This window comes from Paraburkholderia sp. (genome assembly GCF_035501035.1).
In the GTDB taxonomy this organism is placed as follows: domain Bacteria; phylum Pseudomonadota; class Gammaproteobacteria; order Burkholderiales; family Burkholderiaceae; genus Paraburkholderia.
In genome coordinates, this window is the sequence record NZ_DATJWR010000288.1 from 14,966 (window position 1) to 38,621 (window position 23,656).

General features: G+C 67.0%; 18 protein-coding genes. 8 read left to right on the plus strand and 10 right to left on the minus strand.

The window, feature by feature from the left end:
* Window positions 1-28: 28 nt before the first annotated feature.
* The 3 genes from VMJ11_RS21245 to ispD all read right to left on the minus strand — a co-directional run bounded on the left by VMJ11_RS21245 (window position 29) and on the right by ispD (window position 2,608).
* Window positions 29-1,156, minus strand: coding sequence for an acyltransferase (locus VMJ11_RS21245; protein WP_325621462.1), 1,128 nt, complete (start codon window positions 1,154-1,156; stop codon window positions 29-31).
* A gap of 191 nt (window positions 1,157-1,347) precedes the next feature.
* The gene (ispF, locus tag VMJ11_RS21250; protein WP_325621464.1) at window positions 1,348-1,827 is read right to left on the minus strand and encodes a 2-C-methyl-D-erythritol 2,4-cyclodiphosphate synthase; all 480 of its coding nucleotides are present in this window, start codon (window positions 1,825-1,827) and stop codon (window positions 1,348-1,350) included.
* A gap of 61 nt (window positions 1,828-1,888) precedes the next feature.
* Window positions 1,889-2,608: a 2-C-methyl-D-erythritol 4-phosphate cytidylyltransferase gene (gene ispD / locus VMJ11_RS21255; protein ID WP_325621466.1), complete on the minus strand. Its 720-nt coding sequence runs from the start codon at window positions 2,606-2,608 to the stop codon at window positions 1,889-1,891.
* A 347-nt stretch (window positions 2,609-2,955) separates the two neighbouring features.
* On the opposite strand from ispD, the gene mfd reads away from it, so the two are divergent.
* The 4 genes from mfd (at window position 2,956) to mscL (ending at window position 9,503) form a co-directional block, all read left to right on the plus strand.
* A complete protein-coding gene (mfd, locus tag VMJ11_RS21260) occupies window positions 2,956-6,447 on the plus strand; it encodes a transcription-repair coupling factor (RefSeq protein WP_325621468.1) in 3,492 nt (1,163 codons plus the stop codon).
* Window positions 6,448-6,623: 176 nt separating this feature from the next.
* A complete protein-coding gene (gene argE, locus VMJ11_RS21265) occupies window positions 6,624-7,847 on the plus strand; it encodes an acetylornithine deacetylase (RefSeq protein ID WP_325621470.1) in 1,224 nt (407 codons plus the stop codon).
* 21 nt (window positions 7,848-7,868) lie between these two features.
* Window positions 7,869-8,879: a threonine/serine dehydratase gene (locus VMJ11_RS21270; protein WP_325621471.1), complete on the plus strand. Its 1,011-nt coding sequence runs from the start codon at window positions 7,869-7,871 to the stop codon at window positions 8,877-8,879.
* Window positions 8,880-9,056: 177 nt separating this feature from the next.
* The gene (gene mscL, locus VMJ11_RS21275; protein ID WP_325621472.1) at window positions 9,057-9,503 is read left to right on the plus strand and encodes a large conductance mechanosensitive channel protein MscL; all 447 of its coding nucleotides are present in this window, start codon (window positions 9,057-9,059) and stop codon (window positions 9,501-9,503) included.
* Window positions 9,504-9,636: 133 nt separating this feature from the next.
* Here mscL and VMJ11_RS21280 read toward each other — a convergent pair whose 3' ends face one another.
* From VMJ11_RS21280 to VMJ11_RS21290, 3 genes are all read right to left on the minus strand, one after another.
* Window positions 9,637-11,634, minus strand: coding sequence for a hybrid sensor histidine kinase/response regulator (locus VMJ11_RS21280; protein WP_325621474.1), 1,998 nt, complete (start codon window positions 11,632-11,634; stop codon window positions 9,637-9,639).
* Window positions 11,635-11,727: 93 nt separating this feature from the next.
* Window positions 11,728-12,210 (minus strand): response regulator, encoded by a 483-nt coding sequence (locus tag VMJ11_RS21285; RefSeq protein WP_325621476.1) that lies wholly within the window; start codon window positions 12,208-12,210, stop codon window positions 11,728-11,730.
* A gap of 62 nt (window positions 12,211-12,272) precedes the next feature.
* The gene (locus VMJ11_RS21290) at window positions 12,273-13,925 is read right to left on the minus strand and encodes a sensor histidine kinase (protein ID WP_325621478.1); all 1,653 of its coding nucleotides are present in this window, start codon (window positions 13,923-13,925) and stop codon (window positions 12,273-12,275) included.
* 457 nt (window positions 13,926-14,382) lie between these two features.
* Here VMJ11_RS21290 and VMJ11_RS21295 point away from each other — a divergent pair, with 457 nt between their 5' ends.
* Window positions 14,383-14,886, plus strand: a complete 504-nt coding sequence (locus tag VMJ11_RS21295; RefSeq protein ID WP_325621505.1) for a hypothetical protein — start codon at window positions 14,383-14,385, stop codon at window positions 14,884-14,886.
* A gap of 58 nt (window positions 14,887-14,944) precedes the next feature.
* Here the strand turns inward: VMJ11_RS21295 and VMJ11_RS21300 are convergent, their stop codons facing one another.
* Window positions 14,945-17,398 (minus strand): AsmA family protein, encoded by a 2,454-nt coding sequence (locus tag VMJ11_RS21300; protein ID WP_325621480.1) that lies wholly within the window; start codon window positions 17,396-17,398, stop codon window positions 14,945-14,947.
* A 139-nt stretch (window positions 17,399-17,537) separates the two neighbouring features.
* Between VMJ11_RS21300 and VMJ11_RS21305 the strand changes: the two genes are divergently transcribed.
* Both VMJ11_RS21305 and VMJ11_RS21310 read left to right on the plus strand, forming a co-directional pair.
* Window positions 17,538-18,284, plus strand: coding sequence for an ABC transporter ATP-binding protein (locus tag VMJ11_RS21305; protein WP_325621482.1), 747 nt, complete (start codon window positions 17,538-17,540; stop codon window positions 18,282-18,284).
* Window positions 18,281-19,093, plus strand: coding sequence for an ABC transporter permease (locus VMJ11_RS21310; RefSeq protein WP_325621485.1), 813 nt, complete (start codon window positions 18,281-18,283; stop codon window positions 19,091-19,093). Before VMJ11_RS21305 ends, VMJ11_RS21310 begins: the two co-directional genes overlap by 4 nt.
* 122 nt (window positions 19,094-19,215) lie before the next feature.
* Here VMJ11_RS21310 and VMJ11_RS21315 read toward each other — a convergent pair whose 3' ends face one another.
* Together VMJ11_RS21315 and ligD are read right to left on the minus strand one after the other, a co-directional pair.
* Window positions 19,216-19,785: a DUF6013 family protein gene (locus VMJ11_RS21315; RefSeq protein WP_325621486.1), complete on the minus strand. Its 570-nt coding sequence runs from the start codon at window positions 19,783-19,785 to the stop codon at window positions 19,216-19,218.
* A 285-nt stretch (window positions 19,786-20,070) separates the two neighbouring features.
* Window positions 20,071-21,123 carry a non-homologous end-joining DNA ligase gene (ligD, locus tag VMJ11_RS21320; RefSeq protein WP_414694441.1) on the minus strand — a complete coding sequence of 351 codons (1,053 nt, stop codon included), beginning with the start codon at window positions 21,121-21,123 and terminating at the stop codon, window positions 20,071-20,073.
* A gap of 381 nt (window positions 21,124-21,504) precedes the next feature.
* Between ligD and serB the strand changes: the two genes are divergently transcribed.
* Complete coding sequence (gene serB, locus VMJ11_RS21325; protein WP_325621488.1) at window positions 21,505-22,344, plus strand: phosphoserine phosphatase SerB; 840 nt, start codon at window positions 21,505-21,507, stop codon at window positions 22,342-22,344.
* A gap of 94 nt (window positions 22,345-22,438) precedes the next feature.
* Here the strand turns inward: serB and VMJ11_RS21330 are convergent, their stop codons facing one another.
* Window positions 22,439-23,653 (minus strand): cystathionine beta-lyase, encoded by a 1,215-nt coding sequence (locus tag VMJ11_RS21330; RefSeq protein WP_325621489.1) that lies wholly within the window; start codon window positions 23,651-23,653, stop codon window positions 22,439-22,441.
* Window positions 23,654-23,656 lie beyond the last annotated feature (3 nt).

Consider the following 23,656-nt stretch of genomic DNA (forward strand, 5'->3'; position numbering starts at 1 on the left):
GACGCTTGTCGCGACGCTGCGTCGTGCGTCACGTCTGGCTTGCCGCCGCGCGTGCGGGCAGGCGGTTGCGGATCGCCGTTTCGAGCGGCCGCTTCCATTCGAGCACGCGCTTTTCCAGCACCTGCCACGACAGATGGGCAAGCAGCACGGCCAATGCGAACTGCAGCGCGAGCGCGAGGACAGGCTGCGCGGCATCGGGCACTTGCAGCCGCGCATAGAGCCCAGGCGCCACGCCGAGGCGCGACGGCACGAGGTTGTGGAACAGATAGAAGCCATAGCTGATGGTGCCGAGATGCGCGAGCGGACGCACTTCGAGCGCCGCAACGAACGCGCTGTCCTGGCGACGCACGAGCCACAGGAACAGCGCGCCGAGCGAGAGCGCGAGTCCGATGTCGAAAAAGCCGGGCAACACCGCGCTCGCTTGCACCGCGCCCGGCAGGCTGCACGTGCAATCGGCATGCGCCAGCGCGAAGCCGGCGATGGCCGCCCAGGCCCCGGCGAACCATACGAGGCCCGCCGCCCCTGCCGGCAACGGCACGCGCTCGCCGCCGATCGCCAGCGCGCCGCCCAACGCGAGCATGGCGAAATTCCAGGGCGAAAACGCATAGATGAGCGGCGCGCTCGCTCCTTCCCGATAAAGCGCGAGATGGGCGAGCGCGGCAGCCGCGATCACCACCGCGCATAACGTGAGATGGCGCGAGGCGCACGTGAACAGCAGTGCGAACGGCGCGACCAGATAGAACTGCTGTTCGACCGCGAGGCTCCAGAAGTGCGAGACAGTGCCGGGCCAGCCGTCGTGCACCACGCCGATCCAGTAATTGGAGAGGAATGCGAAATGCCAGGCGAGGCCAAGCTCGACATCGCGCTGATAGAAGCTCGCGTGCGCGATGGTGAGCGCGACGAGCAGGAGGTAATACACGGGCAAGATGCGCAACGCGCGCTTCATGAAGAAGACGTACAGTAGCGCAGCCGTGCGCGCGCCGTGCTGCTCGAAGCGCAGCCGGCTACGATGCAAATCGCCGACGATGAGATAGCCGCTGATCAGAAAGAACAGCCAGACGCCAATCTTGCCCGCATCGACCATGTCGACGTGGGCCTTGTGCGAGAGGAACACTAGCACCACCGCGAGCGAGCGCATGCCGTCCAGGCCTTTCACGCGTCTTTCAACTGCCGCCATTGCCCTCCCCACTTCCGTTACCGGCTCAGTATGGGACGAAAAAAACGGAAATTAATCGGCAAGAAAAGCCGCGGCGACGATTGCAAGTGCAACCATCGCCGCGATGCCGCGAGTGGGCACGCGCCCTGCTCCCGCTGGCCAGCCCCGGAAATGCGAGGCTCGGAAGCCCGTCAAGCGCGCATGATCAGCACGGCGGCCTGCGCTTCGATGCCCTCGCCGCGGCCGAGATAGCCGAGCTTCTCGTTCGTTTTCGCCTTCACGTTGACGCGATCGATCGGCAGGTTCAGGTCTTCGGCGATCGTCTTGCGCATCGCCTCGATGTGGGGCGCGAGCTTGGGCGCCTGCGCGATCACCGTGGTATCGACGTTGATGAGCGTGAAGCCCGCCTCCTGCACGCGGCGCAGGCATTCGCGCAGCAGCACGCGGCTGTCGGCGCCATAGAACTGCTTGTCGGTGTCGGGGAAATGGCGGCCGATGTCGCCTAGCGCAGCGGCGCCGAACAGCGCGTCGGTGATGGCGTGCAGCAGCACGTCCGCGTCCGAGTGGCCGAGCAGGCCGCGATCGTAGGGCACCGTCACGCCGCCGATCACGAGCGGGCGTCCGGGCACGAGCGCGTGCACGTCGTAGCCTTGTCCGATTCTGATGTCCATGTGTGGGGTTCCGGGTTGAGGGGTTGCGGGACGCGTCATCTGCCAGGCGTGCCCGGAGCGCTTATTCAGCGGGCCGGCTGAGGATCGCCTCGGCGAGCGCGAAGTCCTCGGGGTACGTCACCTTGAAGTTGCGCAGGCTCCCCTGCACGAGACGCGGCGCGTGGCCGAGCCACTCGATCGCGCTGGCTTCGTCGGTGAGGTCGTGGCCGTCCTGTTGCGCGCGTTCGATGGCGCTGCGCAGCATGCCGATGCGGAACATCTGCGGCGTCTGCGCCTGCCAGAGACCGTCGCGCGCCTCGGTGCGAGCGATGCGCGCGACGGGTGCGGCGTCGTCTTTTGGCGCGACGCGCTTGAGCGTGTCCGCCACGGGCAGTGCCATGATCCCGCCCACGGGGTCGTCCCTGAGCGCCTCGACGAGCGTGCGGATCAGCGCGGGCGTAATGCCGGGGCGTGCCGCGTCGTGCACGAGCACCCAGTCGTCGTCGCGCGCACCGAATTCCGCGAGCGCGGCGAGGCCGTTGTAGACCGAGGCCTGGCGCGAAGCGCCGCCGCAGCGACGCACCGCGAAGCGCAGGCCGCCGAAGCGGCGCGCGTCGAAGTGGTTATCGTCGGGGGAAATCACCACGAGCGTCTGCGCGAACTCGTTGCAGGCGTCGAAAGCGGCGAGCGTATAGTGCAGGAGGTCACGACCGGCTACGATTCGATATTGTTTCGGCATGGCCGACCCTGAACGGCTGCCGGTGCCGGCGCACGGAATCAGGGCAAAAAGGCGTGAAGTCACGATGTCGCAAGCCGCATGAGTCAAAGTAAAGGACGGATTTTATAATAGGTCCCTTATCCGCACGCCGGACGCCCGCAAAACGCGCCGCATTCGCAAGAGTTCGAGCCGCGGCGCGCGCCCGCGCCGGTCGCCCGAATGGCGCCTGCCCGCCCGCCTCACGCGGCTGCGTGGCGCTTTTCGAATGACCGCCCAGGCCCGGCCAGTGCGGCCACGCGCATGGTTTTGCATTTGAAGGCCCGAACCCGGCCCCCAAATTCTGGCGTTGAGCCTGGCCTGAATCTGCCAGCCGGAGACTGCCAGCATTCACGGCCACCCTACCGACACAAGCGTCGGCCACCCTGTTGCCTATGTCCGATATCGCCGCTTCCCCGCAGTCACCGTTCCGGTCTCCGTCTCCCGTCACCGTCGTCAAGGCGGGGCAGCGCTACGCGTTCGACGGTACGCACGGCTCGTCCGATGCGCTCCTGATCGCCCGCTACCGCGAGGCGGCGCGCGCCAGTGCCGCTGCTGCGCCGCTTCTCGCCGTGATCTGCGCGAGCGCCGTGGACGCGCAGCGGCTCGCCCAGGAAATCCCGTTCTTCGCGCCCGAGGCGCGTGTGCGCCTGCTGCCCGACTGGGAAACGCTGCCGTACGACACGTTCTCGCCGCACCAGGATCTCGTCTCCGAGCGGCTCGCCACGCTGCACGACCTGGGCGAAGGCCGCTGCGACGTCCTCATCGTGCCGGCCACCACGGCGCTCTACCGCATGCCGCCAGCCTCGTTCCTCGCGGCCTATACGTTCTCGTTCTCGCAGGGCGAGCGCCTCGACGAGGCGAAGCTCAAATCCCAGCTCACGCTGGCGGGCTACGAGCACGTGAGCCAGGTGGTGCGCCCGGGCGAATACTGCGTGCGCGGCTCGCTGATCGACCTCTTCCCGATGGGTTCGCCGCTGCCCTACCGCATCGATCTCTTCGACGATCAGGTCGATTCGATCCGCGCGTTCGATCCGGACAGCCAGCGCAGTCTCTACCCGGTGAAGGACGTGCGCCTCTTGCCGGGCCGCGAGTTCCCGTTCGACGAAGCGTCGCGCACGGCATTTCGCAGCCGCTGGCGCGAAGTGTTCGAAGGCGACCCGAGCCGCGCGACGATCTACAAGGACATCGGCAATGGCGTGCCCTCGGCGGGCATCGAATACTATCTGCCGCTCTTTTTCGTGGAAACGGCAACGCTGTTCCACTATCTGCCCGACAACGCCCAGCTGGTGTTCTCGGGCGACCTCGACGCTTCGATCCGCCGCTTCACCAACGACACGAAGCAGCGCCACAGCTTCCTCTCGCACGACCGCGAGCGGCCGATCCTCGAGCCGCAGCACCTCTTCCTGACCGACGAGGACTTCTTCACGCTCGCCAAGCCGTTCGCGCGCCTCGTGCTGCCAGCCGCGAGCGCGGGCGGCTGGGCCACGGCGCTGCCGAACCTCGCGATCGACCGCCACGCCGACGACCCGCTCGCTTCGCTGCGCACCTACCTGGACTCGACGAAGAACCGCGTGCTGTTCGCGGTGGAGTCGGCGGGCCGGCGCGAGACCATCGCGCAACTGCTCGCCGACAACCATCTGCGCCCCGCCTCCGCCGACAGCTACGAAGACTGGCTCACCGGCGACGAGCGTTTTGTGCTGGGCGTCGCGCCCCTCTCCACGGGCTTCGCGCTGCCAGGCGAGGAGCTCGCGGTCATCACCGAAACCGAGCTCTACGGGCCGCTCGCGCGCCGCGCCGGACGCCGCCGCCAGGAGCAGGCGAGCAACGTCGATTCGATGGTGCGCGACCTCTCCGAGCTCAAGGTGGGCGACCCGGTGGTGCATGCGCAACACGGCATCGGCCGCTACCACGGGCTCGTGACGATGGATCTCGGCGAAGGCGACACCGAGTTCCTGCACCTCGAATACGCGAATGGCAGCAAGCTCTACGTGCCGGTTTCGCAACTGCACGTGATCTCGCGCTACAGCGGCGCCGACCCCGATAGCGCGCCGCTGCACGCGCTCGGCTCGGGCCAGTGGGAAAAGGCGCGCCGCAAGGCCGCGCAGCAGATCCGCGACACGGCCGCCGAGCTGCTGAATCTCTACGCACGGCGCGCCGCGCGCGAGGGCCATGCGTTCAAGCTCGATCCGCGCGACTACGTGAAGTTCGCGGAGAGCTTCGGTTTCGAGGAGACGCCCGACCAGGCGGCGGCGATCGCCGCCGTGATCGGCGACATGACAAGCGGCAAGCCGATGGACCGCCTCGTGTGCGGCGACGTGGGCTTCGGCAAGACCGAGGTGGCGCTGCGCGCGGCCTTCATCGCCGTGATGGGCGGCAAGCAGGTGGCGATCCTCTCGCCCACCACGCTACTCGCCGAGCAGCACACGCAAACTTTCACGGACCGCTTCGCCGACTGGCCCGTGCGCATCGCCGAGCTCTCGCGCTTCAAGTCCGCGAAGGAAGTGAGCGGCGCGATCCAGCAGATCAACGACGGCAGCGTCGACATCGTGATCGGCACGCACAAGCTGCTCTCCTCCGACGTGCAGTTCAAGCGCCTCGGCCTCGTGATCATCGACGAGGAGCACCGCTTCGGCGTGCGCCAGAAAGAAGCGCTCAAGGCGCTGCGCGCCGAGGTCGACGTGCTCACGCTCACGGCCACGCCGATCCCGCGCACGCTCGGCATGGCGCTCGAAGGCCTGCGCGACTTCTCGGTCATCGCCACGGCGCCGCAAAAGCGCCTCGCGATCAAGACCTTCGTTCGCCGCGAAGAAGACAGCGTGATTCGCGAGGCGATGCTGCGCGAGCTCAAGCGCGGCGGCCAGGTCTATTTCCTGCACAACGAAGTAGAGACGATCGAGAACCGCCGCGCGATGCTCGAAGCCCTCGTGCCCGAGGCGCGCATCGTCGTGGCGCACGGCCAGATGCACGAGCGCGAGCTCGAGACCGTGATGCGCGACTTCGTGGCGCAGCGCGCGAACGTGCTGCTCTGTACCACGATCATCGAGACCGGCATCGACGTGCCGAGCGCCAACACGATCCTCATCCACCGCTCCGACAAGTTCGGCCTCGCGCAGCTGCACCAGTTGCGCGGGCGCGTGGGCCGCTCGCACCACCAGGCGTACGCATATCTGCTCGTGCACGATCCGCAAGGCCTCACGAAACAGGCGCAGCGCCGTCTCGAAGCGATCCAGCAGATGGAGGAACTGGGCTCGGGCTTTTATCTGGCGATGCACGACCTCGAGATTCGCGGCACGGGCGAAGTGCTCGGCGACAAGCAGTCGGGCGAGATCCAGGAGATCGGCTTCCAGCTCTACACCGACATGCTCAATGACGCCGTGAAGGCGCTCAAGGACGGCCGCGAGCCCGACCTCAACGCGCCGCTCGCCGCGACCACGGAGATCAATCTGCACGCGCCCGCGATCCTGCCCGCCGACTACTGCGGCGACGTGCAGGAGCGCCTGTCGCTCTACAAGCGGCTCGCGAACTGCGAGCACGACGATTCGATCGACGGCATCCAGGAGGAGCTGATCGACCGCTTCGGCAAGATGCCGCCGCAAGCGCATGCGCTGATCGAAACACATCGTCTGCGCCTGGCCGCCAAGCCGCTCGGCATCACGAAGATCGACGCGGGCGACGCCGTGATCGGTTTGCAGTTCGTGCCGAACCCGCCCGTGGACGCCATGCGCATCATCGAGATGGTGCAGAAGCACAAGCACATCAAGCTCGCGGGCCAGGACAAGCTGCGCATCGAAACGCGCAGCCCCGACCTCGCCGTGCGCGTGGCCACCGTGAAGGAGACGCTGCGCGCGCTTGGCGCGCCGACGCGCGCGGGCGCTACGCGCTGAGCCGCTACAGGCCTTCGGAGCCCGCGCGCAACGGCAGACGCGCGGGCGATGTTGCGGCGCGTCATCGCCCGCGAACGCAATGCAGCATGGTGTGCGCCGGCGCGTTGGGCATTGGGCTTTGGCTTGCGTGATTCTTTTTGGGTAAGATGAAGAACACAAGCAAGCTGGAGTCCAACATGTCGCATGCCGCTGCATCAGCGCAGTCGTCCCCGCAGTCCGCTTCCCTTCCCGCCTCGCTCCCCTGGGTCACCCGCCTCGTCTCGATGGATACGGTCAGCCGTCATCCGAATCTCGGCCTGATCGAGATCGTGCGCGACGACCTTCGCGCGCGCGGCATCGAATCGACGCTCACCTATGGCCGCGACGGCAAGTGGGCCAACCTGTTCGCCACGCTGCCCGCGCACGACGGCTCGACGAACGGCGGCATCGTGCTCTCGGGCCACACCGACGTGGTGCCCGTGGACGGCCAGAAGTGGGACAGCGACCCGTTCAAGCCCGAGATCCGCGAGGGCCTGCTCTATGGCCGCGGCACCTGCGACATGAAAGGCTTCATCGGCGCGGCGCTTGCGCTCGTGCCCGAGTTCCAGCAGATGAAGCTCGCAAAGCCGCTGCACCTGGCGCTCTCCTTCGACGAGGAAGTGGGCTGCGTAGGCGCGCCGCTCATGCTCGAAGAACTCGTGAAGCGCGGCGTGAAACCCGAAGGCTGCATCGTGGGCGAGCCCACGAGCATGCGCCCCATCGTGGCGCACAAGGGGCTCAACGCGTATCAGTGCTGCGTGCGCGGCCACGCCGCGCATTCGTCGCTCACGCCGCGCGGCCTGAACGCGATCGAGTACGCGGCGCGTCTCATCTGCTACATCCGCGATATGGCCGACGAGTTCCGCGCGAACGGCCCGTTCGACGAGTTCTACGACGTGCCGTTCACGACCGCGCAAACCAGCACGATCGAAGGCGGCAACGCCATCAACACGGTGCCGGCCGAATGCCGCTTCGCGTTCGAGTTCCGCAATCTGCCGACGCTCGACCCCGACGTGATCTTCGCGCGCATCGAGCAGTACGCGCGCGAGACGCTCGTGCCGAAGATGCAGCGCGAACATCAGTCGGGCGCGATCGAGTTCACGAAGATCGCGGGGGCGCCGGGCCTCGACGCCACGGAGCAAGCCGCGATCACGCAACTCGTGCGCGCGCTCACCGCCGACCAGGCGCAACGCAAGGTGGCCTACGGCACCGAGGCAGGCCTCTTCGCGCGCGCGGGTATTCCGAGCGTGGTGTGCGGGCCCGGCGACATCCAGCAGGCGCACAAGCCCAACGAATATGTGTCGCTCGAACAGCTCGCGGCCTGCGAAGGTTTTCTGCGCAAGCTCGTGCACGGCATGTCCGTCGAAGCCCTGGCAAAGTGACGAAACCGGACGCGCATCATCATGTCCACCGCCGCGCCACTGCCCACCGACCACACGATCGACGGTGAGGCGATCCCCACCCTCGACGACATCGCCTCGCAGCATTTCGCGCTGGCGCCGTGGGTGCTGCGCACGCCGGTGTTCGACCGCCATGATCTGTCCACGCTCGAAGACACGCTCGTGAACTTCAAGTTCGAGCTGCTGCAATCGAGCGGCAGCTTCAAGGTGCGCGGCGCATTCACGCATCTGCTCGCGCTCGACGCCGCGCAGCGCGGTGCGGGCGTCACCTGCGTCTCGGGGGGCAATCACGCAATCGCGGTCGCGTATGCGGCCATGCGCCTGGGCATCAGCGCGAAGGTCGTGCTCTTTCGCACCGCGAGCGAGGCGCGCATCGAGCAATGCCGACGCTTCGGCGCGGAGATCGTCGTGGCCGACAACAGCACCGAGGCCTTCGACATCGTGCGACGCATCGAGACCGACGAGGGCCGCTACTTCGTGCATCCGTTCAACGGCTATCGCACGGTGCTGGGCACGGCGACGCTCGGCTACGAATGGGCCACCCAGGCGCCCGACCTCGACGCGGTGATCGTGCCGGTTGGCGGCGGCGGGCTTGCGGCGGGCGTCTCCACGGCGCTGCGCCTCGCCAATCCGCGCGTACGCGTGTACGGCGTCGAACCCGAAGGTTCGGACGTGATGAACCGCAGCTTCGCCGCGAACCACACGGTGCGCATGACCCATATGCACTCGATCGCCGACTCGCTGATGTCTCCGCACACGGAGCAATACAGCTATACGCTGTGCCGCCGCCATATGGAGCGCATCGTCACCGTTTCCGATGACGCCTTGCGCAGCGCGATGCGTGTGCTCTTCTCGCAACTCAAGCTCGCTGTCGAACCGGCCTGCGCCGCGGCCACGGCGGGACTCCTCGGGCCGCTGCGCGACACGCTGCAAGGCAAGCGTGTGGGCGTGCTCCTGTGCGGCACCAACACCGACCCCGCGACCTTCCACGAGCAGATCTCACTCGCGCGCTGAGGACGAGGCACGCGCGACGGGCACGCAGCATGCGCATGCCGGGACTTCGTCGAGCGCCCGTGGAAACATCAGGCAATGTCAAACTGCTACCGCGATACGGGTGCCTTCGTTATCATTGCGCGAATACGTCGTTTTGACCCCCAGGCTTGTACCGCGCCAATCATGGAGAGCCCGCTCATGAGCATGATCAAGGAGTTCAAGGAATTCGCCGTCAAAGGCAATGTGATGGATCTCGCGGTCGGTGTGATTATTGGCGGTGCGTTTTCGAGCATCGTCAACTCGGTCGTGAAGGACCTCATCATGCCGGTCATCGGCGTGGTCACAGGCGGCCTCGACTTCTCGAACTTGTTCGTCCGGCTCGGGCACATTCCCGGCACCTATAAAGGCAACCCCGATTCGTACAAGGATCTGCAGACAGCGGGCGTGGCCGTATTCGGCTATGGCTCGTTCATCACGGCAGTGATCAACTTCGTCATCCTCGCGTTCATCATCTTTCTGATGGTGAAGTTCATCAACAAGCTGCGCACGCCGGCTGAAGCCGCGCCCGCCGCGCCGCCGCCCACGCCCGAAGATGTGCTGCTGCTGCGTGAGATCCGCGATTCGCTGAAGGAAAGTCCGCGCTGAACATTGCGCCCCCGGCATCAGCCCGCGCCGCTGCATGAACTGCACCCCGTAAGTTGGACACCGATCCAACTTTTGGGGTGCAGCTCACGAGGCCGCGCGGGCTTTTTTGCGCCGGGGTGTGACAGGCCGGCGCTCAGCGCGCGGGCCGGGCCGATTCAGGACTGGCAGGCGTCGCGTGTGCGGCCGCGGCTTCTTCGATCAGCCGTTCGAGATGCTCGTAGTTGACCGGCTTCGTGAGATGCGCGGTGAAACCCGCTTCGACACTGCGGCGCACGTCATCGTCGGTGCCGAAGCCGGTGAGCGCGATGGCGGGCGCCGATGAATGCGTACGGAACGCGCGGATGAAGTCGATGCCCGATCCGTCCGGCAGGCCAATGTCGCTCACCACGAGGTCGAAGCGCGCACTTGCCGTCAGCGCGAGCGCACCGGCGACGCTGCCCGCCACCGCCACCTCATGGCCGCCCGCGCGCATCAGTTGCGACATCACCTCGGCCGTGTCCTCGTGATCCTCGATCAAAAGAATATTCAACGCGCCGGCGCGCTGCGGCCCGCGCAACTCGGCAATCGCCGTGGCGCCCTCGCCCGGCGCCGCGGTCGGCAGGACGATCGTAAAGGTGGCGCCGCAATGGGCGCCCGGGCTCTTCGCGCTCACGCGCCCGCCATGCGCCTCGGTCAGCGCACGGGTCACGGCAAGCCCGAGGCCGAGCCCGCCGAACTGGCGAGTGAGGTTGTGGCTGCCCTGCTCGAATGCATGAAACAGCTTGCCGATCTGCTCGGGCGCAATGCCAATGCCGGTGTCCTCCACCTCGATCTCCACGTGCATGCGCTCGTCGCGCGTACGCACGTAGATATGGCCGCCGTCGGGCGTGAACTTCGCGGCGTTGCGCACGAGATTCCACAGCATCTGCTGCAGGCGCGCTCGGTCGCCGCGCACGTAGTGCTGCTGTGCACGCAGATCGACGTGCACGTCCTGCTGCTTGATCTGGATTTCGCTGTGAAAAAGCTCGAGTACTGCCTCGATCACCTCGTGCACGTCGACCGTTTCGAGTGCGAGGCTCAGCTTGCCGTTGGCCACGCGCGTGAGATCGAGCAGGTCATCGATGAGACGCGCTTCGAGCTCGATGTTGCGGCGGATCATCAGCACGCCCGCGCGAGCCGCCTCGGGCAGCCCGGGGATCTGTTCGAGTAGCCGCGTGCCCGCGAGCACCGGCGTGAGCGGCGTGCGCAACTCGTGCGAAAGCATGGCGAGGAAGCGGTCTTTTGCGCGGTTGGCCTCTTCGGCGATTTGCCGCGCAGCCTGTTCGGAGGCGAGCAAGCGTTCGCGCTCCTCGGTCGCTTCGCGTTGCGAGTCGATGTCGGTGCAACTGCCGAACCATTGGTTCACGCCGCCGCGCGGGTCGCGCATCGCAACGATTCGGACATCGAACCATCGGTAGACGCCGTCGTGGCGGCGAATGCGCAGTTCGTGGCGATAGTCGGTCGCGCCGCTGCCCACGGCCTTGAGCCACGTGTGGCGAACTTCTTCGCGATCGTCTGGGTGCACGGCGTCGAGCCACGCGAGGCCATGCGAATGGCGCGCGTCGAGCCCCGTGTAGTCGAGCCACTGCTTCGAGAGAAAGTCGCAATTGCCGTCCGCGCCGCAGGTGAGCACGAGATGCGGCAAGGCCTCGGAGAGCGTGCGGTAATGCTCCTCGCGATCGCGCAGCAGCAGCGCTTCGTCGGAGGCGCGCTGGAGCGCGACCTGCGAAAGCACGCGCGCAACCGCCTCCGGCAGGTAGTCGAGATAATCGCCCGACTTCGGCACGACATCCGAGACGCCCGCGCGCAACGCGGCGATCACGCGCGACTCGTCGGTGAAGCCGGTTACGAGAATGGCGGGCACGCGTACGTCGTCTGCACGCAGCCGGCGGAAGAAGTCGAGGCCCGTTTCCGCGCCGTCGAGTTGATAGTCGAGCACGAGCACATCGGGCGCCTGCACGGCCAGCAGCGCGCGCGCTTCCCCGACCCCGGTGCAGGTGTCCACGCGCGCACCGGCGCGCAGCAGCGACTTGCGGGCGAGGCGCAGGATGCCTTCGTCGTCGTCGACGACGAGCACGCGTGCGCCAGCCAGCATCGTGGATTCCTCAGTCATGCGCAAAGCGTCCCTTGGGGCACGGGCCTGGCTTGCGGCCGTTTGCCAATGCGTGATGATTCCATGCGTGATGCGCGAGCCGGTTCCAGCGGATCAAGGCTGGATGAAGCGCTGCCCCGGCGGCAACTTGACGACCTGGAGGAAAAAGCCGAGACGCCGCACGGCCTCGATAAACGCGTCATATTCGACCGGTTTCGTGATGTAGACGTTGCAGCCGAGCTCGTAGCAACGCTCGATCTCGCGCGGGTCGTCGGTCGTCGTGAGCACGATCACCGGCACCGAAGCCGTGGTGGGCTCCGCCTTCAACCGCCGCAGCACTTCGAAGCCATCCACGCGCGGCATGCGCAGGTCGAGCAGCACGACGAAATTCGCGAGTTGGTTGCGCGACGGATAGATCGCCTCTGTGGCCGGATCCGCGCCCGGTGCGCCGAAAAAGTAATCGAGCGCCTCCTGGCCGTCGCGAAAACGCAGGAAGCCGTTCGAAATGCCCGAGCGCCGCAGATTGCGCTCGACGAGCGTGGCGTGCCCGTCGTCGTCTTCGATCAGTACGATGCTGACCTGTTCCCCGTTAGTCATCTCGACTCTCCCACACCCTGCTTTGTCTATTGGTGCTCGTTGAAAGATTGCCGCCATGCCCGCTAGGTGGAACGCAGCGGCTGATCCGGCAGCGCGACGAAGAACGTCGAGCCTGCGCCCTCGGTCGATTCGACCCAGATGCGCCCGCCGTGCCGCTCCGCGATGCGCTTCGCAAGCGCGAGGCCCGTGCCCTGCCCGGCCGATTCACCGCCGTGCAGCCGCTGGAAGGCACGGAAGAGCTTCGGCAGGTACGCCTGCGCGATTCCTACACCATTGTCGCGCACATAGTAAGTGCGTGTATGCCCGGCTGCCTCGCTGTCCGCTTCCTTGCCAACTTCCCTGGCAGAATCACCGACGATTTGATCGCCCACGTCGCTGTCCGCCTTGAGCGCGCCGATTTCGATGTGGCCCGGCCGCCGCGGATCGAGATGCCGCAGCGCATTGTCGATAAGGTTGCCGAATATCTGCTCGAGCGCGGCCGGATCGCCCCACGCGGGCGGCAGGTCGCGCACGTCGATGCGCGCGGCATGCGCGAGTTCGCCGGCGAGGCCGCCCAGCACGCGCTCGACCACCCGCGCGACGCTCACGCGCTGCCAGCGGTACTCGAGCCGCCCCGCCCGTGAAATGCGCAGCAACGCGTCGATGATGGCCGCCGCGCGCGAGACCGCGAGGCGCAGGAATTGCAGCGATTCGTCGACTTCGCCGTCGAGCAGTTCGGCCATCGCGCGGTGCTCGTGCTCAGGCAAGCCCGCCGCGTTTATCCGCGCGCGCAGGTCGCCGCAGGATACCTCCAGTTCCTTCGAAAAACCCTGGAGATTCACGAGCGGCGAGCGTAGATCGTGCGAGACGCTGTAGATGAACATCTCGTTGTCCTGAGTCTCCTGGCGCAGATGCTCGTTGGCGCCCGCGAGATCCGCGGCGCGCGCCTGCAGCTGCGCCTTGAGTGCAGCCTGTTCGCGATCGGCGTCGAGTAGCCGTGCGCTCGTCTGGTGCAGCACGGCATCGAGCGCGGCGATTTCGTCGTTGCCCGAAAGCGACGGCGCGAGCGCCGCTCCCTCGCCCAGACGCTCGGCGTTCGCGCTGAGCGCGGCAAGACGCACGCCCACATTGCGTGCGAACGCCACCGCCGTGAACGCCCAGATCAGCATCGAGCCCACGACCGCGAAAATGAGCGCGTACTGCTGGCGCTCGCGCGAAATGCGCAGCATGGCAGCGCGGGCCTCGTCGAGCCGGGTTTCCTCCGCGATGAAATCGCCCAGCACCTCGCGCACCGTCTCGATCTCGGCCGGCAAGCCGCCACCGGCCGCACGCGCGAACGGCGTGCCGTGGCCCATGCGCAGCGCATCGGCGATATCGCTCGCCTGCTTGCGCCATGCGTAAGCGGCGGCGCGCATGTGCTCCACGCGCGCGAGTTGCGCTGGATTGTCGGCGACCATGCGCGCGAGCAGCGTGATGCGATCGGAAAACTCGGTCCAGACAGCGTGGCGGTCGATGAAGGAAGGGTCTTCGAGCACGATGCCGGTGCGCACGCGCGCAGCCTCGCGCAACAGCGGATCGGCGACGCTCGAAGCTTGCCAGAGGATCTGCTGGCTGTTCTCGGCGCGCCTTGCCGCGAGCGCGGCCTCTCCCTGGGTATCGAACACGACGCCGAGCAGCGCCAGTTCGACGGCGCTCGGAATCGCGATCAGCAGGAGCCCCTTGGCGAAGAGTTTCATGTCGCTCTGGTTCAGTGGCGGGTCTAGGCAGCGCGTCGTGCCTTGTGCCGTGTCTCGCGCCGCGTCCGCCCGCGCGACGCGTGTCGGCCGCAGGCACCAGGACCGCAACATTATCGGCGTGAAATTTCAGGATGACAATGTATGTGACATCACGCACGCTGCCTCGTGGAAAACCCGCTTTTTTGCGGCAATTCGCCACACTGCGCGCACACTCAGGTCTATTATTGAGACCGGAGACAAGCGAGAGAGCGCCGGGAGATCTACATGAGCGCGACGTGCGATCCGGCATGGCGTTTGCTGACGCAGTGAGGGTTTGGACAGGGGCATTATGGGCGGATCGCACAAGTCGACCCGCACGCCGTCTCGGCGGACCGTCCCCATCTCTATCCTCGTGAACCCTGCAAATCCGTGTGCTATAAAGGATCGACGTGCGGCGCACCAGTCCGGGAGTGGTCGCATGGGAACGCTGCGTGTTTTGCAATCCACCTTTTTCAGGCGAATTTTTATGTCCTTCCCGAAAAAGCGCAAACGCATCAAGGCCGACGGCGACGAGTCGTTTCTCGCCGTGCTGAGCCACTTCAAACCGTTCGGCCAACTCGATACCAAGATCGCGCGGGCGCGCGCGCAGGACGAACCTGTCCTCTATGCGCATATCCTGCCTGGGCTCGATGTGCTCCTGTGCAGCGTGCGCGGTGCACAGCCGCCTTATCCGGGCACGAGCGAGTTGCGCAAGCGCTGCATCGAATCGATCGCTCACGCGCTCGAGCAGCCGATCGAAGGCCTCGAAAACGGCGGGTACTGGTATGAGGCGGACGGCTTCGGCTTTCTCGTCTTCGCGAGCCGCGCGCGCGGGCGGATCCTGCCCGAGTTCGGGGCGACGCGTCCGGCCATGACCTCCTCGCGGCGCGTCACGCGTCGCCAGGATGCGGCCGGCGACACCGCACCACGTTCGCTGCGCTAGCCGAGCTACGCCATCTTCAGTCGGTGCGCCGGGTGCAGGTCACCCGACGCATTTCTCGTCAGCTTCCCCGGTAGAGATTCGACGGCCCCGTTTGCGGCGCTTTCGGCGTGGGCGCCGAAGGTTGCGCGCGCGTGGCCGGGGTGCCTGTGGCGGGCTTCGGGAGCGCCGCCGCATGCATTTTCTGTCCCGGGGGCGGCGCTACGGGGTGCTGGCGCATCTGCGCGAACAACGCATCGCACGGCAGCGGCTGATTGTTGCTCGGCGCGATCAGCGGAATGAGCGCGGCAAACGGATTCAGCAACCCGAGCCCGACCATCGCGCCGCCACGCAGCGCGAGCGCCGTCGCATCGACGCCCACGCGCGGGTTCTTGAAGGTGCCCTTCACGTAAAGCGGCGAGCGCAGCGTGAACACGCGAAAGCCCTTGGTATGCGGGTGGACCTTCATATCGAGCGATTCGTCGTGCAGGTTGATCGGACCGTCGATGTTGATCACGGCGTCGTCGGTGTCGAGCGCGAACACGCGCGGGTCGAGCAACCCATTAGTGGCGACGAAATCCGCCGCCGCGCAGTTGATCTTCACGTCGTGACTGCCGAACAGCTTCTCGTACACCACGTTCGCCACGTTCAGGCCCGCCGCCTCCATGAGCAGACGGCTGATCGTGCCCTGCGTGACGAGCAGCTTCACCTCGCCGTTCGAAGTCGATGCGAGCGCCGCCGGCGAATTGCCGGTGGCCGAGAGCGAAGCGTCGCCGTTGATCTCGCCGAGCGCCGACTGCATCGTCTTGAAGTTCGGGAACAGCTGCTTGAGCTTCAGGTGGCGCGCCTCGGCCGTGCCGCGCGCCTTGAGCGGCGTGCCGCTGCCATCGAGCGTGACGCGCGTGGCGAGCGTGCCGCCCGCCACGCCGAACTGTAGCGGATCGAGCACGAGCACACCGTCCGTCATCGTCACGTGCGTGTAGAGGTCCTGAATAGGCAAACTGCCTTGCTTGACGATGCGCCGGCCGGTGAATTTGACGTCGGCGTCGATGGCGTTCCAGCGGTCGGTGTGAAACGGCTCGACCGGAATCACGCGGTCGGCGGGCTGCGTGGCCGTGTCGCCGCGTTTGTGCTTGCTCGCGTTGCTGTCCGCACCGATGATCGGTGCGAGATCCGAAAATTGCAGCAGGTTCGAGACCAGCTCGCCCGACAGCAGCGGGCGAGTTGTGCGCTGCTCATAGACGAGCGTGCCGTGCAGGTCGCTGCCGCCCACGCGCCCCGTGAAGTTCTCATAGCGGAACACGCTCGCGCCGCGATGGAACTGACCGACGAAGCGGCCTTCGGTGGCATAGGGCGGCGTTTCGGGCAGCGTCACTCCCGTCAGGTTATAGAGGTGCGCCATGCTTTGGCCCTGCAGCCAGAGGCGCAGGTCGACGGCAGCCAGATGTGCGGGGTCGGTCAGCGTGCCGACCAGCGCAATGTGCATGTCGCCAGCGCGCACGTCGGCCTGGACCGGGAAGGGGCGCTTCGCGTCCTGCAGCGCGAGTACGCCGCCAAGCTTGCCTTCGCCCGAAAGCGGCGTCTTGTTGTACGTGCCCTTGATCGTCCAGCCGATCGCATAGAACGGCTCCTTGACGGGGGGCTCTGTGGTCGTGGCGCTCGATGCGCCGCCCGTGCCGCTTGAGGTGAGCGCCTGCGAGCCGGTTGCAGGCGCGCTTGCTGTGATCGCTGTACTGGCCGTGGCCGTCACCCCGACCGCAGACGCAACATTCGACGCGCTGGCCGCGCTGGCCCCACTCGCCGCGGCCGCCTCCGACGCCTCCTGCTCGCGCGCCTGCTGCGCGAGCCGGCTCGCCCCTGCGCGACCGATCACCTGCGCCGAGCCTTCGCGCGAAGTCGCTTCCTGCTGCTCCATCACCTTGCCGATCGGGATGCCGCGCCCAAGCAAGCTCACCGCGATCTTCACATCGGTTTTCGTCTGCTGGTCGCTCACGCCGATATTGCCGCTCGAAAACCTGATGTCATGCAGATCGAGCCGCCATGTGGACGGCCCGCTCGAGGCGGGAAGCTTGAAGGTCCAGTTGTTGCGGCCGTCGGCGAGGCGCTCGATGTCGACGGACGGGTTCACGAGGTTGATTGCCGGAATCACGATGTCGTGCGCAAGGAGCGGCAGTACGGCCACCTCGAAGTCGATCTCGTCGAGCGTGGCGAAATGCGGGACCTGGGTCCACGCGGGATTGGCAAGTTCGATCTGTGTGGCGGAAAACCGCGGCCAGGGCACCCAGGCGCGCCAGCCCGTCTCCCCGGGGGGCCTGCGCCAACCCACCCTGAGATCGCCAACGATGGCGAACGGGCGCCCGATTGCCTCGCTCACCTTCTCGTTCACATAGGGCTTCGCGTGATTCCAGTCGAACGTGAAGATGAAGGCGACCAGCACGCCGATCAACACGACGACAAGCACGACGAGCCATGCGATGATCCTGGCGAGCGTGCGGCCAAGGCTGAAGTCGCGGGCTTTCGTTTGCGGTGGCGTCATGCGCACTCCCGTGTTATGCGTTGTTGTTTCGTCTGGTGTGTTGCAACACCGCGAGAGCAGTCAGCGTGCCCGATTGCATTCGCCGGACTGCGAATGACTGCGATGCGGCCCGAATGCATGTCTCGTTTGCAATCTTTCGATGCTCAAGCACAATATTTCCGCCCCTCCCCACGCCGAAAGCGCGCCGCTCGTCGAAGCGCGCCAGATCGCCCGGCGCGACGCGCAACGCGACCAGTGGCTGCTACAGCCTGCCGATTTTGCCCTGCGCGCGGGCGAGCGCGCCGTGCTGACCGGGCCGTCCGGTTCGGGAAAGAGCGTGTTCCTGCGCGCGCTCGCCTTGCTCGACCCGCTCGAAGGCGGCGAAGTGCGCTGGAACGGCGAGCGCGTCACGCGCGCGCGCATCGTACGCTATCGCCGGCACATTGCGTATTTGCGGCAGCGGCCCGCGTTGCTCGACGGCACCGTGGAGGACAACCTTCGCTACCCCTACACGCTAGCGGTGTATCGCGACGTGCAATTCGACGCGGCGCGCGCCCGCGCGCTCCTTGGGGCCGCCGGGCGCGCGAGCGACTTCCTTGCACGGCCCACCTCCGAACTCTCGGGTGGCGAAGCGCAGATCGTTGCGCTCGTGCGCGTGCTCCAGCTCGCCCCCGAGGCACTGCTGCTCGACGAGCCGACCGCTTCGCTCGACCCTGAATCGGCGCGCGCGGTCGAGGCGCTCGTCGCCAGCTGGTTCGAGCGCGCGAGCATGCTGCGCGCGACCGTCTGGATCTCGCACGATCCCGCCCAGGCGCAACGCGTAGGCGAGCGGCATCTGACCATGCGCGCCGGCCTGCTCGAAGAACCTGCTACCCGCACGACGTCTACCCAGGGGGCGGCGCGATGAGCCCGGGCGTACTGCAGAATCTCGGCATCGGCGACGTCGCCATTGCGGCGCTGCTCGTCTTCGTCAACGGCGCGGTTTCAGTGCTGCTCAAGCTCGACCTCGAGCGCAAGCTGGCCTGGGCCGCCGTGCGCACCGTCGTGCAGTTGCTCGCGATCGGCTATGTGCTGGGCTGGGTGTTCGCCTTCGACCGCTGGTACGTCGTGCTGCCCCTGATGGTGCTCATGACGCTGATCGCCGGCTTCGCCGGAGCGCAGCGCGGCGCGCGGACCTATGGCGGCCAGCGCGCGGACAGCATCGTCTCGATCTGGGTGAGCGCGTGGCTCGTGGCGGCAGTTGGGCTCTTCGTGGTGATCCGCATCCGGCCGTGGTACGAGCCGCAATATGCGATTCCGATCCTCGGCATGATTCTCGGCAATACGCTCACGGGCGTGTCGCTCGGCGTGGAGCGCATGATGCAGGAGCTGACCGCGCGGCGCGACCGCGTGGAGAGCGCGCTGGCGCTCGGCGCGACGCGCTGGGAGGCGGCGCAGGCGAGCGCGCGCGAGGCGGTGCGCGCCGGCATGATCCCGACGCTCAACCAGATGGCCGTGGTAGGCGTGGTGAGCCTGCCCGGCATGATGACGGGCCAGGTGCTCGCGGGGCAGTCGCCGCTTCAGGCCGTGCGCTATCAGATCGTGATCATGTTCCTGATTGCGGCTTCGTCGGCGCTCGGCACGGTGGGCGCGGTGCTGCTCGCGTACCGGCGGCTCTTTTCGCACGATCACCGCTTTCTCGCCGCGCGGCTCATCGAGCGCAAGGCACGCGTATAGACACCTGCCGCGCGCGCGGCAGGCACGGCCGTGCCGTGCCGTGCACGCGCATGCATGCCGCACAAGCGGCATATGCGAAGCTAGCGGCGCGAACGGCTCGGGCGGATCAGCCCGCGGCGCCGCTAGCGCTGAGCCGAGATCGTGATCTGTGTGCCGTCGCTGAGCGTGAGCGTCTTCGCGGTGCCATTGGTCGGCATCGTGAGGTGGGCGACCTCGCTATGCGCGACCACTGCAGGGCACGTCAACGAAGCGCCGTTGCTCGACACCGACTGCGTGCCGTGCGGAGCCTGGGCGCGGAAGCTCACCTGCACGGTGGCCATGCCGTTGCTCGCAACGATCGGCGCGAGACGCACCTGGGTCTGCCGGACCATCGCGCCGTTCGCGTCGAGCGGCAGCGAGGCGTAGTCCGGACAGCCTTGCGGTGTCGCGACCGCGCCGCCAGGCGGCGTGGTGCGCCAGGTGAAGTCGTCCGTGTCGCCCGAGCGCAGTGTGCGGGTTTCCTGGGCGTTGCCGAACTGTTTGGACGCGACCCGCACGGTATAGCGGATCGGCCCGTCGGTTGCGCCCTTCGAGGTGACCGTGATCGGCGTGGCCGCAATTGCGGGCAGCGCGATCGCGCAGGAAACTGCTACGGCGAACTGAACGAGCGCCGCGTGGGTGCGGCGAGTGTGGCGGGAGCTGCGGCAAGGCATGCGTCACCTCCTCTCATGAACGGCCGCGCCCGGTAGCATTGGCGGCGTACGCAACCAACGCGGCAAACCGCGATGGCGGGGACGACGCAGCGCTCTTGTCAGGCGGATGGCCTGTTACCAGTCTAGCGCGCCGCGCGACGCCTTGCGCCGAGGGCTCGCATCGAATGGACCAGGTTTTATCCTGCTTGCCATCGCGCTCGATTTCCTTGCCGTACGATGACGCGCGCCCGCACGCGCACTTGCGCCCGTTTTGCAGGCAGGCTGCCGGCGGCTCGCGCCGCCCGGCTACTTGCCCCCCGCTTCGAGGCCGATCGTCAGCTCCGCCGTGACCTTCTGGCGTACCAGCCCGTAGGCCGCCCAGGGATCGGCGTGCGAAAGCGTTGCGAGGCGTGCTTCGATGTTCGCGAGCGTCCATTGCGCGCCGCCCGTCGTCGAATCCAGCTCGTCCCAGCCGATCGGCACGGATACGCCCATGCCCGGCCGAGCCCGCACGCCATACGCGACCGCCGTGCTCGCGCCGCGCGCGTTGCGCAGGTAATCCACGAAGATCTTCTTCCTGCGATGCTCCGGCCCCATCGTGGCCGTGATCTGCGTAGGCCAGACCGAGGCCAGATGCTGCGCGAGTGCTCGCGCAAAGGCCTTCAAGTCGTCCCAGCCAGCCTCCGGGACGACAGGCACGACGACGTGCAGCCCCTTGCCGCCGCTCGTCTTGCAAAACGATTCGAGACCGAGTTCCGCGAGCAACGCACGCGTGCGCTGCGCCGCCTCGATCACGCGGTCCCAGCCGAGCGCCGGATCCGGGTCGAGGTCGAACACGACCCGATCGGGCCGCTCGATGTCGCCGACCCGGGCGTTCCATGTGTGCAGCTCGATCACGTCCATTTGTGCGGCGCTCACCAGCGCCTTGGGCGTATCGATGGTGAGCAACGCGGGGTGCCCCGGATCGAGCCCCTCGTGCTCCGTGAGTTCGGGCAGCGGCGCGCGCGCCCTATGGCGCTGAAAGAATAGCTCGCCGCCGAGTCCGCGCGGGGCGCGCACCAGCGATACTGGGCGCTCGCGCAGATGCGGCAGAATCCAGTGCGCGGCGCGCTCGTAGTAGCGCACGAGCTCGAGCTTGTGCGTGCCGCTGTCCGCATCGACGATACGCCGCGCGCTCGTGATGCGTATGCCGGCGATTTCGCTTTCGGCGCTGTCGTCGTGGCGGCGCCTGGTGGCGCGAGGCGAGTGGTGCGCGGACTGCGCAGGCGCGGCCGGCGCGGCGGTGTCCGACGGGAGAGCCCGCTCGCCGCGCGGCGTTCGGGCAGGTATCGTGGTTGGGGCCTTGCGAGCGTCCTGCATACCGGTTCCCCTGGCGCGCCTTCGCGCACATGACGCATCGCGCGACGCGAGTCGCGACACGTTCGGTTGACGGCACGCGGCGGCCGCCCCCGTCGGACCGCCGCACGAGCTTTCATTGTGCATCGAACGGGCGCTTTCGTCGCTGTAAGGTGTACGTGACGCAAGCGCAGGAAAAACGGGAAGGTATCGGCATGGGCCGTAGCGCGGCGGCTCTTCCGGGTGCCCCGGTTGTCCCGAACGAGACGCCGAGAAGTTACAATGATGGGCTTTGTCGCACGCAGGCGCCTCTTTCGGGCACGACACAGCACGACGTAGCATGACATCCGCCCTTTTCATCCGATCGCCCCATCGACGCCGCGCAGGGGTTTTGCCCGTTCAGCCATGAATCTCGTCATCCAGAGTCCCGCTCCGCTCGACACCGTCCATCACAAGCCGCTCCTCGCGCTCGCGCGCGGCAGCCGCCTCACGCCGATCGACGCACACGCGATCCGCATCGAGAACGCCGAGCCGGGCCAGCGCGCCGATCTCGACGTCTACTGCGGCACGCACCTGCTCGACTACGCATTCGTCGAAGCGGACCGCGCACTGGCCGATTTCGGCCTCGTGGCGATGGACATGGACTCGACGCTGATCACGATCGAATGCATCGATGAAATCGCCGACTTCTGCGGCCTGAAGGCCGAGGTCGCGGCCATTACCGAAGCCGCGATGCGCGGCGAGATCAAGGACTTCAACGAAAGCCTCACGCGCCGCGTGGCGCTGCTCAAGGGGCTCGACGCAAGCGCTCTGGAACGCGTCTACGAGGAGCGCCTGAAGCTCTCGCCGGGCGCCGAGCAGATGCTTGCGGGCGCGAAGGCCGCGGGCCTGAAGACACTGCTCGTCTCCGGCGGCTTCACGTTCTTCACCGAACGCCTGAAGGCGCGGCTCGGGCTCGACTACACGCGCGCGAACACGCTCGAAATCGTCGACGGCAAGCTTACGGGCCGTGTGACCGGCGAAATCGTCAACGCCGATGTCAAGGCGCGCACGCTCGCCGAAACCTGCGCGCAGATCGGTATCGAGCCGAGCCGCGCAATCGCGATGGGCGACGGCTCGAACGACCTCAAGATGATGGGCGCCGCGGGTCTCTCGGTTGCATTCCGCGCAAAGCCCGTGGTACGGGAAGCGGCGAGCGTGGCGTTCAATTTCGTCGGGCTCGACGCGCTGCTGCGCCTCTTTTGATAGGGCGTCAGCCGCAGCCAGAAACGACAACGGCCGCTCGCGTCCCCATGGACGCGAGCGGCCGTTGTCGTTTTACTTGGGCCTGGCTCGGACGTTACTCGGCCTGCGCAGGCGCGCTGGCCTGCGGCGCGAGTGTCGCGAGCGCGCGCTCCATGTCGGCGCGCAAGTCAGCTTCATCTTCGAGACCGATGTAGAAGCGCACCAGCGTGCCGCGATGCGGCCAGCGCGCGGCCGTGCGCATCGATGCGACGTCGTACGGCATCACGAGGCTGTGCGCCCCACCCCAGCTCCACCCCAGCGCGAAGAGTTCGAGCGACTCGCAGAACCTGTCGATCTGCGCCGCGCTGTAGCGCTCGTCGAACACCACGGAAAAGAGGCCGCCCGCGCCCGTGAAATCGCGCTCGTAGAACTCGTGGCCCGGGCAGTCTTCGAACGCCGGGTGCAGCATCGCCGCGATCTCCGGACGCGTCTTGAGCCAGCCGGCCAGCGCGAGCGCGCTGCGGTCGTGCGCTTCGAAACGCGCCTTCATGCTCGGCAGTGCGCGCAGCACGAGCGAGCAGTCGTCCACGGACACGCCGATGCCCAGCCGCATGCGCGCCGCCTTGAGCTTCAGATACAGGTCGCGATCGGTGGTGATGGTCGCGCCCATCAGCACGTCGCTGCCGCCCGATTGGTACTTCGTGAGCGCCTGCACCGAAATGTCGATGCCGTGCTCGAACGGCTTGAACGCGAGGCCCGCCGACCACGTATTGTCGATCGCCGTGACAACGTTGCGTGCACGCGCCGCCGCCGTGATCGCGCGCACGTCGGGGACTTCCATCGTCACCGAGCCGGGCGCTTCGAGCCAGATCAGCTTCGTGTTCGGCTGGATCATCTCGGCGATCCCCGCACCGATCATCGGATCGTAATAGCGCACCGTAAGGCCGAAGTCGCGCGCGAGCCAGTCGCCGTGGTCGCGGTTCGGCGAGTAGACGTTATCGGGAATCAGCACGTCGTCGCCGGACTTCAGCAGTCCGAAGTAGACGTTCGAGATCGCCGAAAGACCCGAAGGCTGCAACAGCGCGTGCTCGCCGCCCTCGAGCTCGGCGAGCCGCTTCATGAGCATGGCCGAGGTAGGCGTGGCGTGCAGGCCATAACGCCATTGCGCGTCGTTGCGCCAGTCGAGCGCGCGAACCGTCGCGAGGTCGGGGAACACCACAGTCGAAGCCCGCGTGACAGGTGCGGCGAACGATTCGAAGCCGGGCGTGAGGTCGTCTTGCGGGTGGATGATGCGCGTCTGCAACGCGCGGCTGGAGTCGGTTTTCTTCATGTC

Excerpts from the sequence above, each read along its gene's own strand:
- VMJ11_RS21310 (WP_325621485.1), top strand. The coding sequence starts at position 18,281 with ATGAGCCCGGGCGTACTGCAGAATCTCGGCATCGGCGACGTCGCCATT.
- VMJ11_RS21300 (WP_325621480.1), bottom strand. The coding sequence starts at position 17,398 with ATGACGCCACCGCAAACGAAAGCCCGCGACTTCAGCCTTGGCCGCACG.
- mscL (WP_325621472.1), top strand. The coding sequence starts at position 9,057 with ATGAGCATGATCAAGGAGTTCAAGGAATTCGCCGTCAAAGGCAATGTG.
- VMJ11_RS21270 (WP_325621471.1), top strand. The coding sequence starts at position 7,869 with ATGTCCACCGCCGCGCCACTGCCCACCGACCACACGATCGACGGTGAG.
- argE (WP_325621470.1), top strand. The coding sequence starts at position 6,624 with ATGTCGCATGCCGCTGCATCAGCGCAGTCGTCCCCGCAGTCCGCTTCC.
- VMJ11_RS21330 (WP_325621489.1), bottom strand. The coding sequence starts at position 23,653 with ATGAAGAAAACCGACTCCAGCCGCGCGTTGCAGACGCGCATCATCCAC.
- serB (WP_325621488.1), top strand. The coding sequence starts at position 21,505 with ATGAATCTCGTCATCCAGAGTCCCGCTCCGCTCGACACCGTCCATCAC.
- ligD (WP_414694441.1), bottom strand. The coding sequence starts at position 21,123 with ATGCAGGACGCTCGCAAGGCCCCAACCACGATACCTGCCCGAACGCCG.
- ispF (WP_325621464.1), bottom strand. The coding sequence starts at position 1,827 with ATGGACATCAGAATCGGACAAGGCTACGACGTGCACGCGCTCGTGCCC.
- VMJ11_RS21290 (WP_325621478.1), bottom strand. The coding sequence starts at position 13,925 with ATGAAACTCTTCGCCAAGGGGCTCCTGCTGATCGCGATTCCGAGCGCC.
- VMJ11_RS21305 (WP_325621482.1), top strand. The coding sequence starts at position 17,538 with ATGCTCAAGCACAATATTTCCGCCCCTCCCCACGCCGAAAGCGCGCCG.
- VMJ11_RS21285 (WP_325621476.1), bottom strand. The coding sequence starts at position 12,210 with ATGACTAACGGGGAACAGGTCAGCATCGTACTGATCGAAGACGACGAC.
- VMJ11_RS21315 (WP_325621486.1), bottom strand. The coding sequence starts at position 19,785 with ATGCCTTGCCGCAGCTCCCGCCACACTCGCCGCACCCACGCGGCGCTC.
- VMJ11_RS21295 (WP_325621505.1), top strand. The coding sequence starts at position 14,383 with ATGGGAACGCTGCGTGTTTTGCAATCCACCTTTTTCAGGCGAATTTTT.
- VMJ11_RS21280 (WP_325621474.1), bottom strand. The coding sequence starts at position 11,634 with ATGACTGAGGAATCCACGATGCTGGCTGGCGCACGCGTGCTCGTCGTC.
- mfd (WP_325621468.1), top strand. The coding sequence starts at position 2,956 with ATGTCCGATATCGCCGCTTCCCCGCAGTCACCGTTCCGGTCTCCGTCT.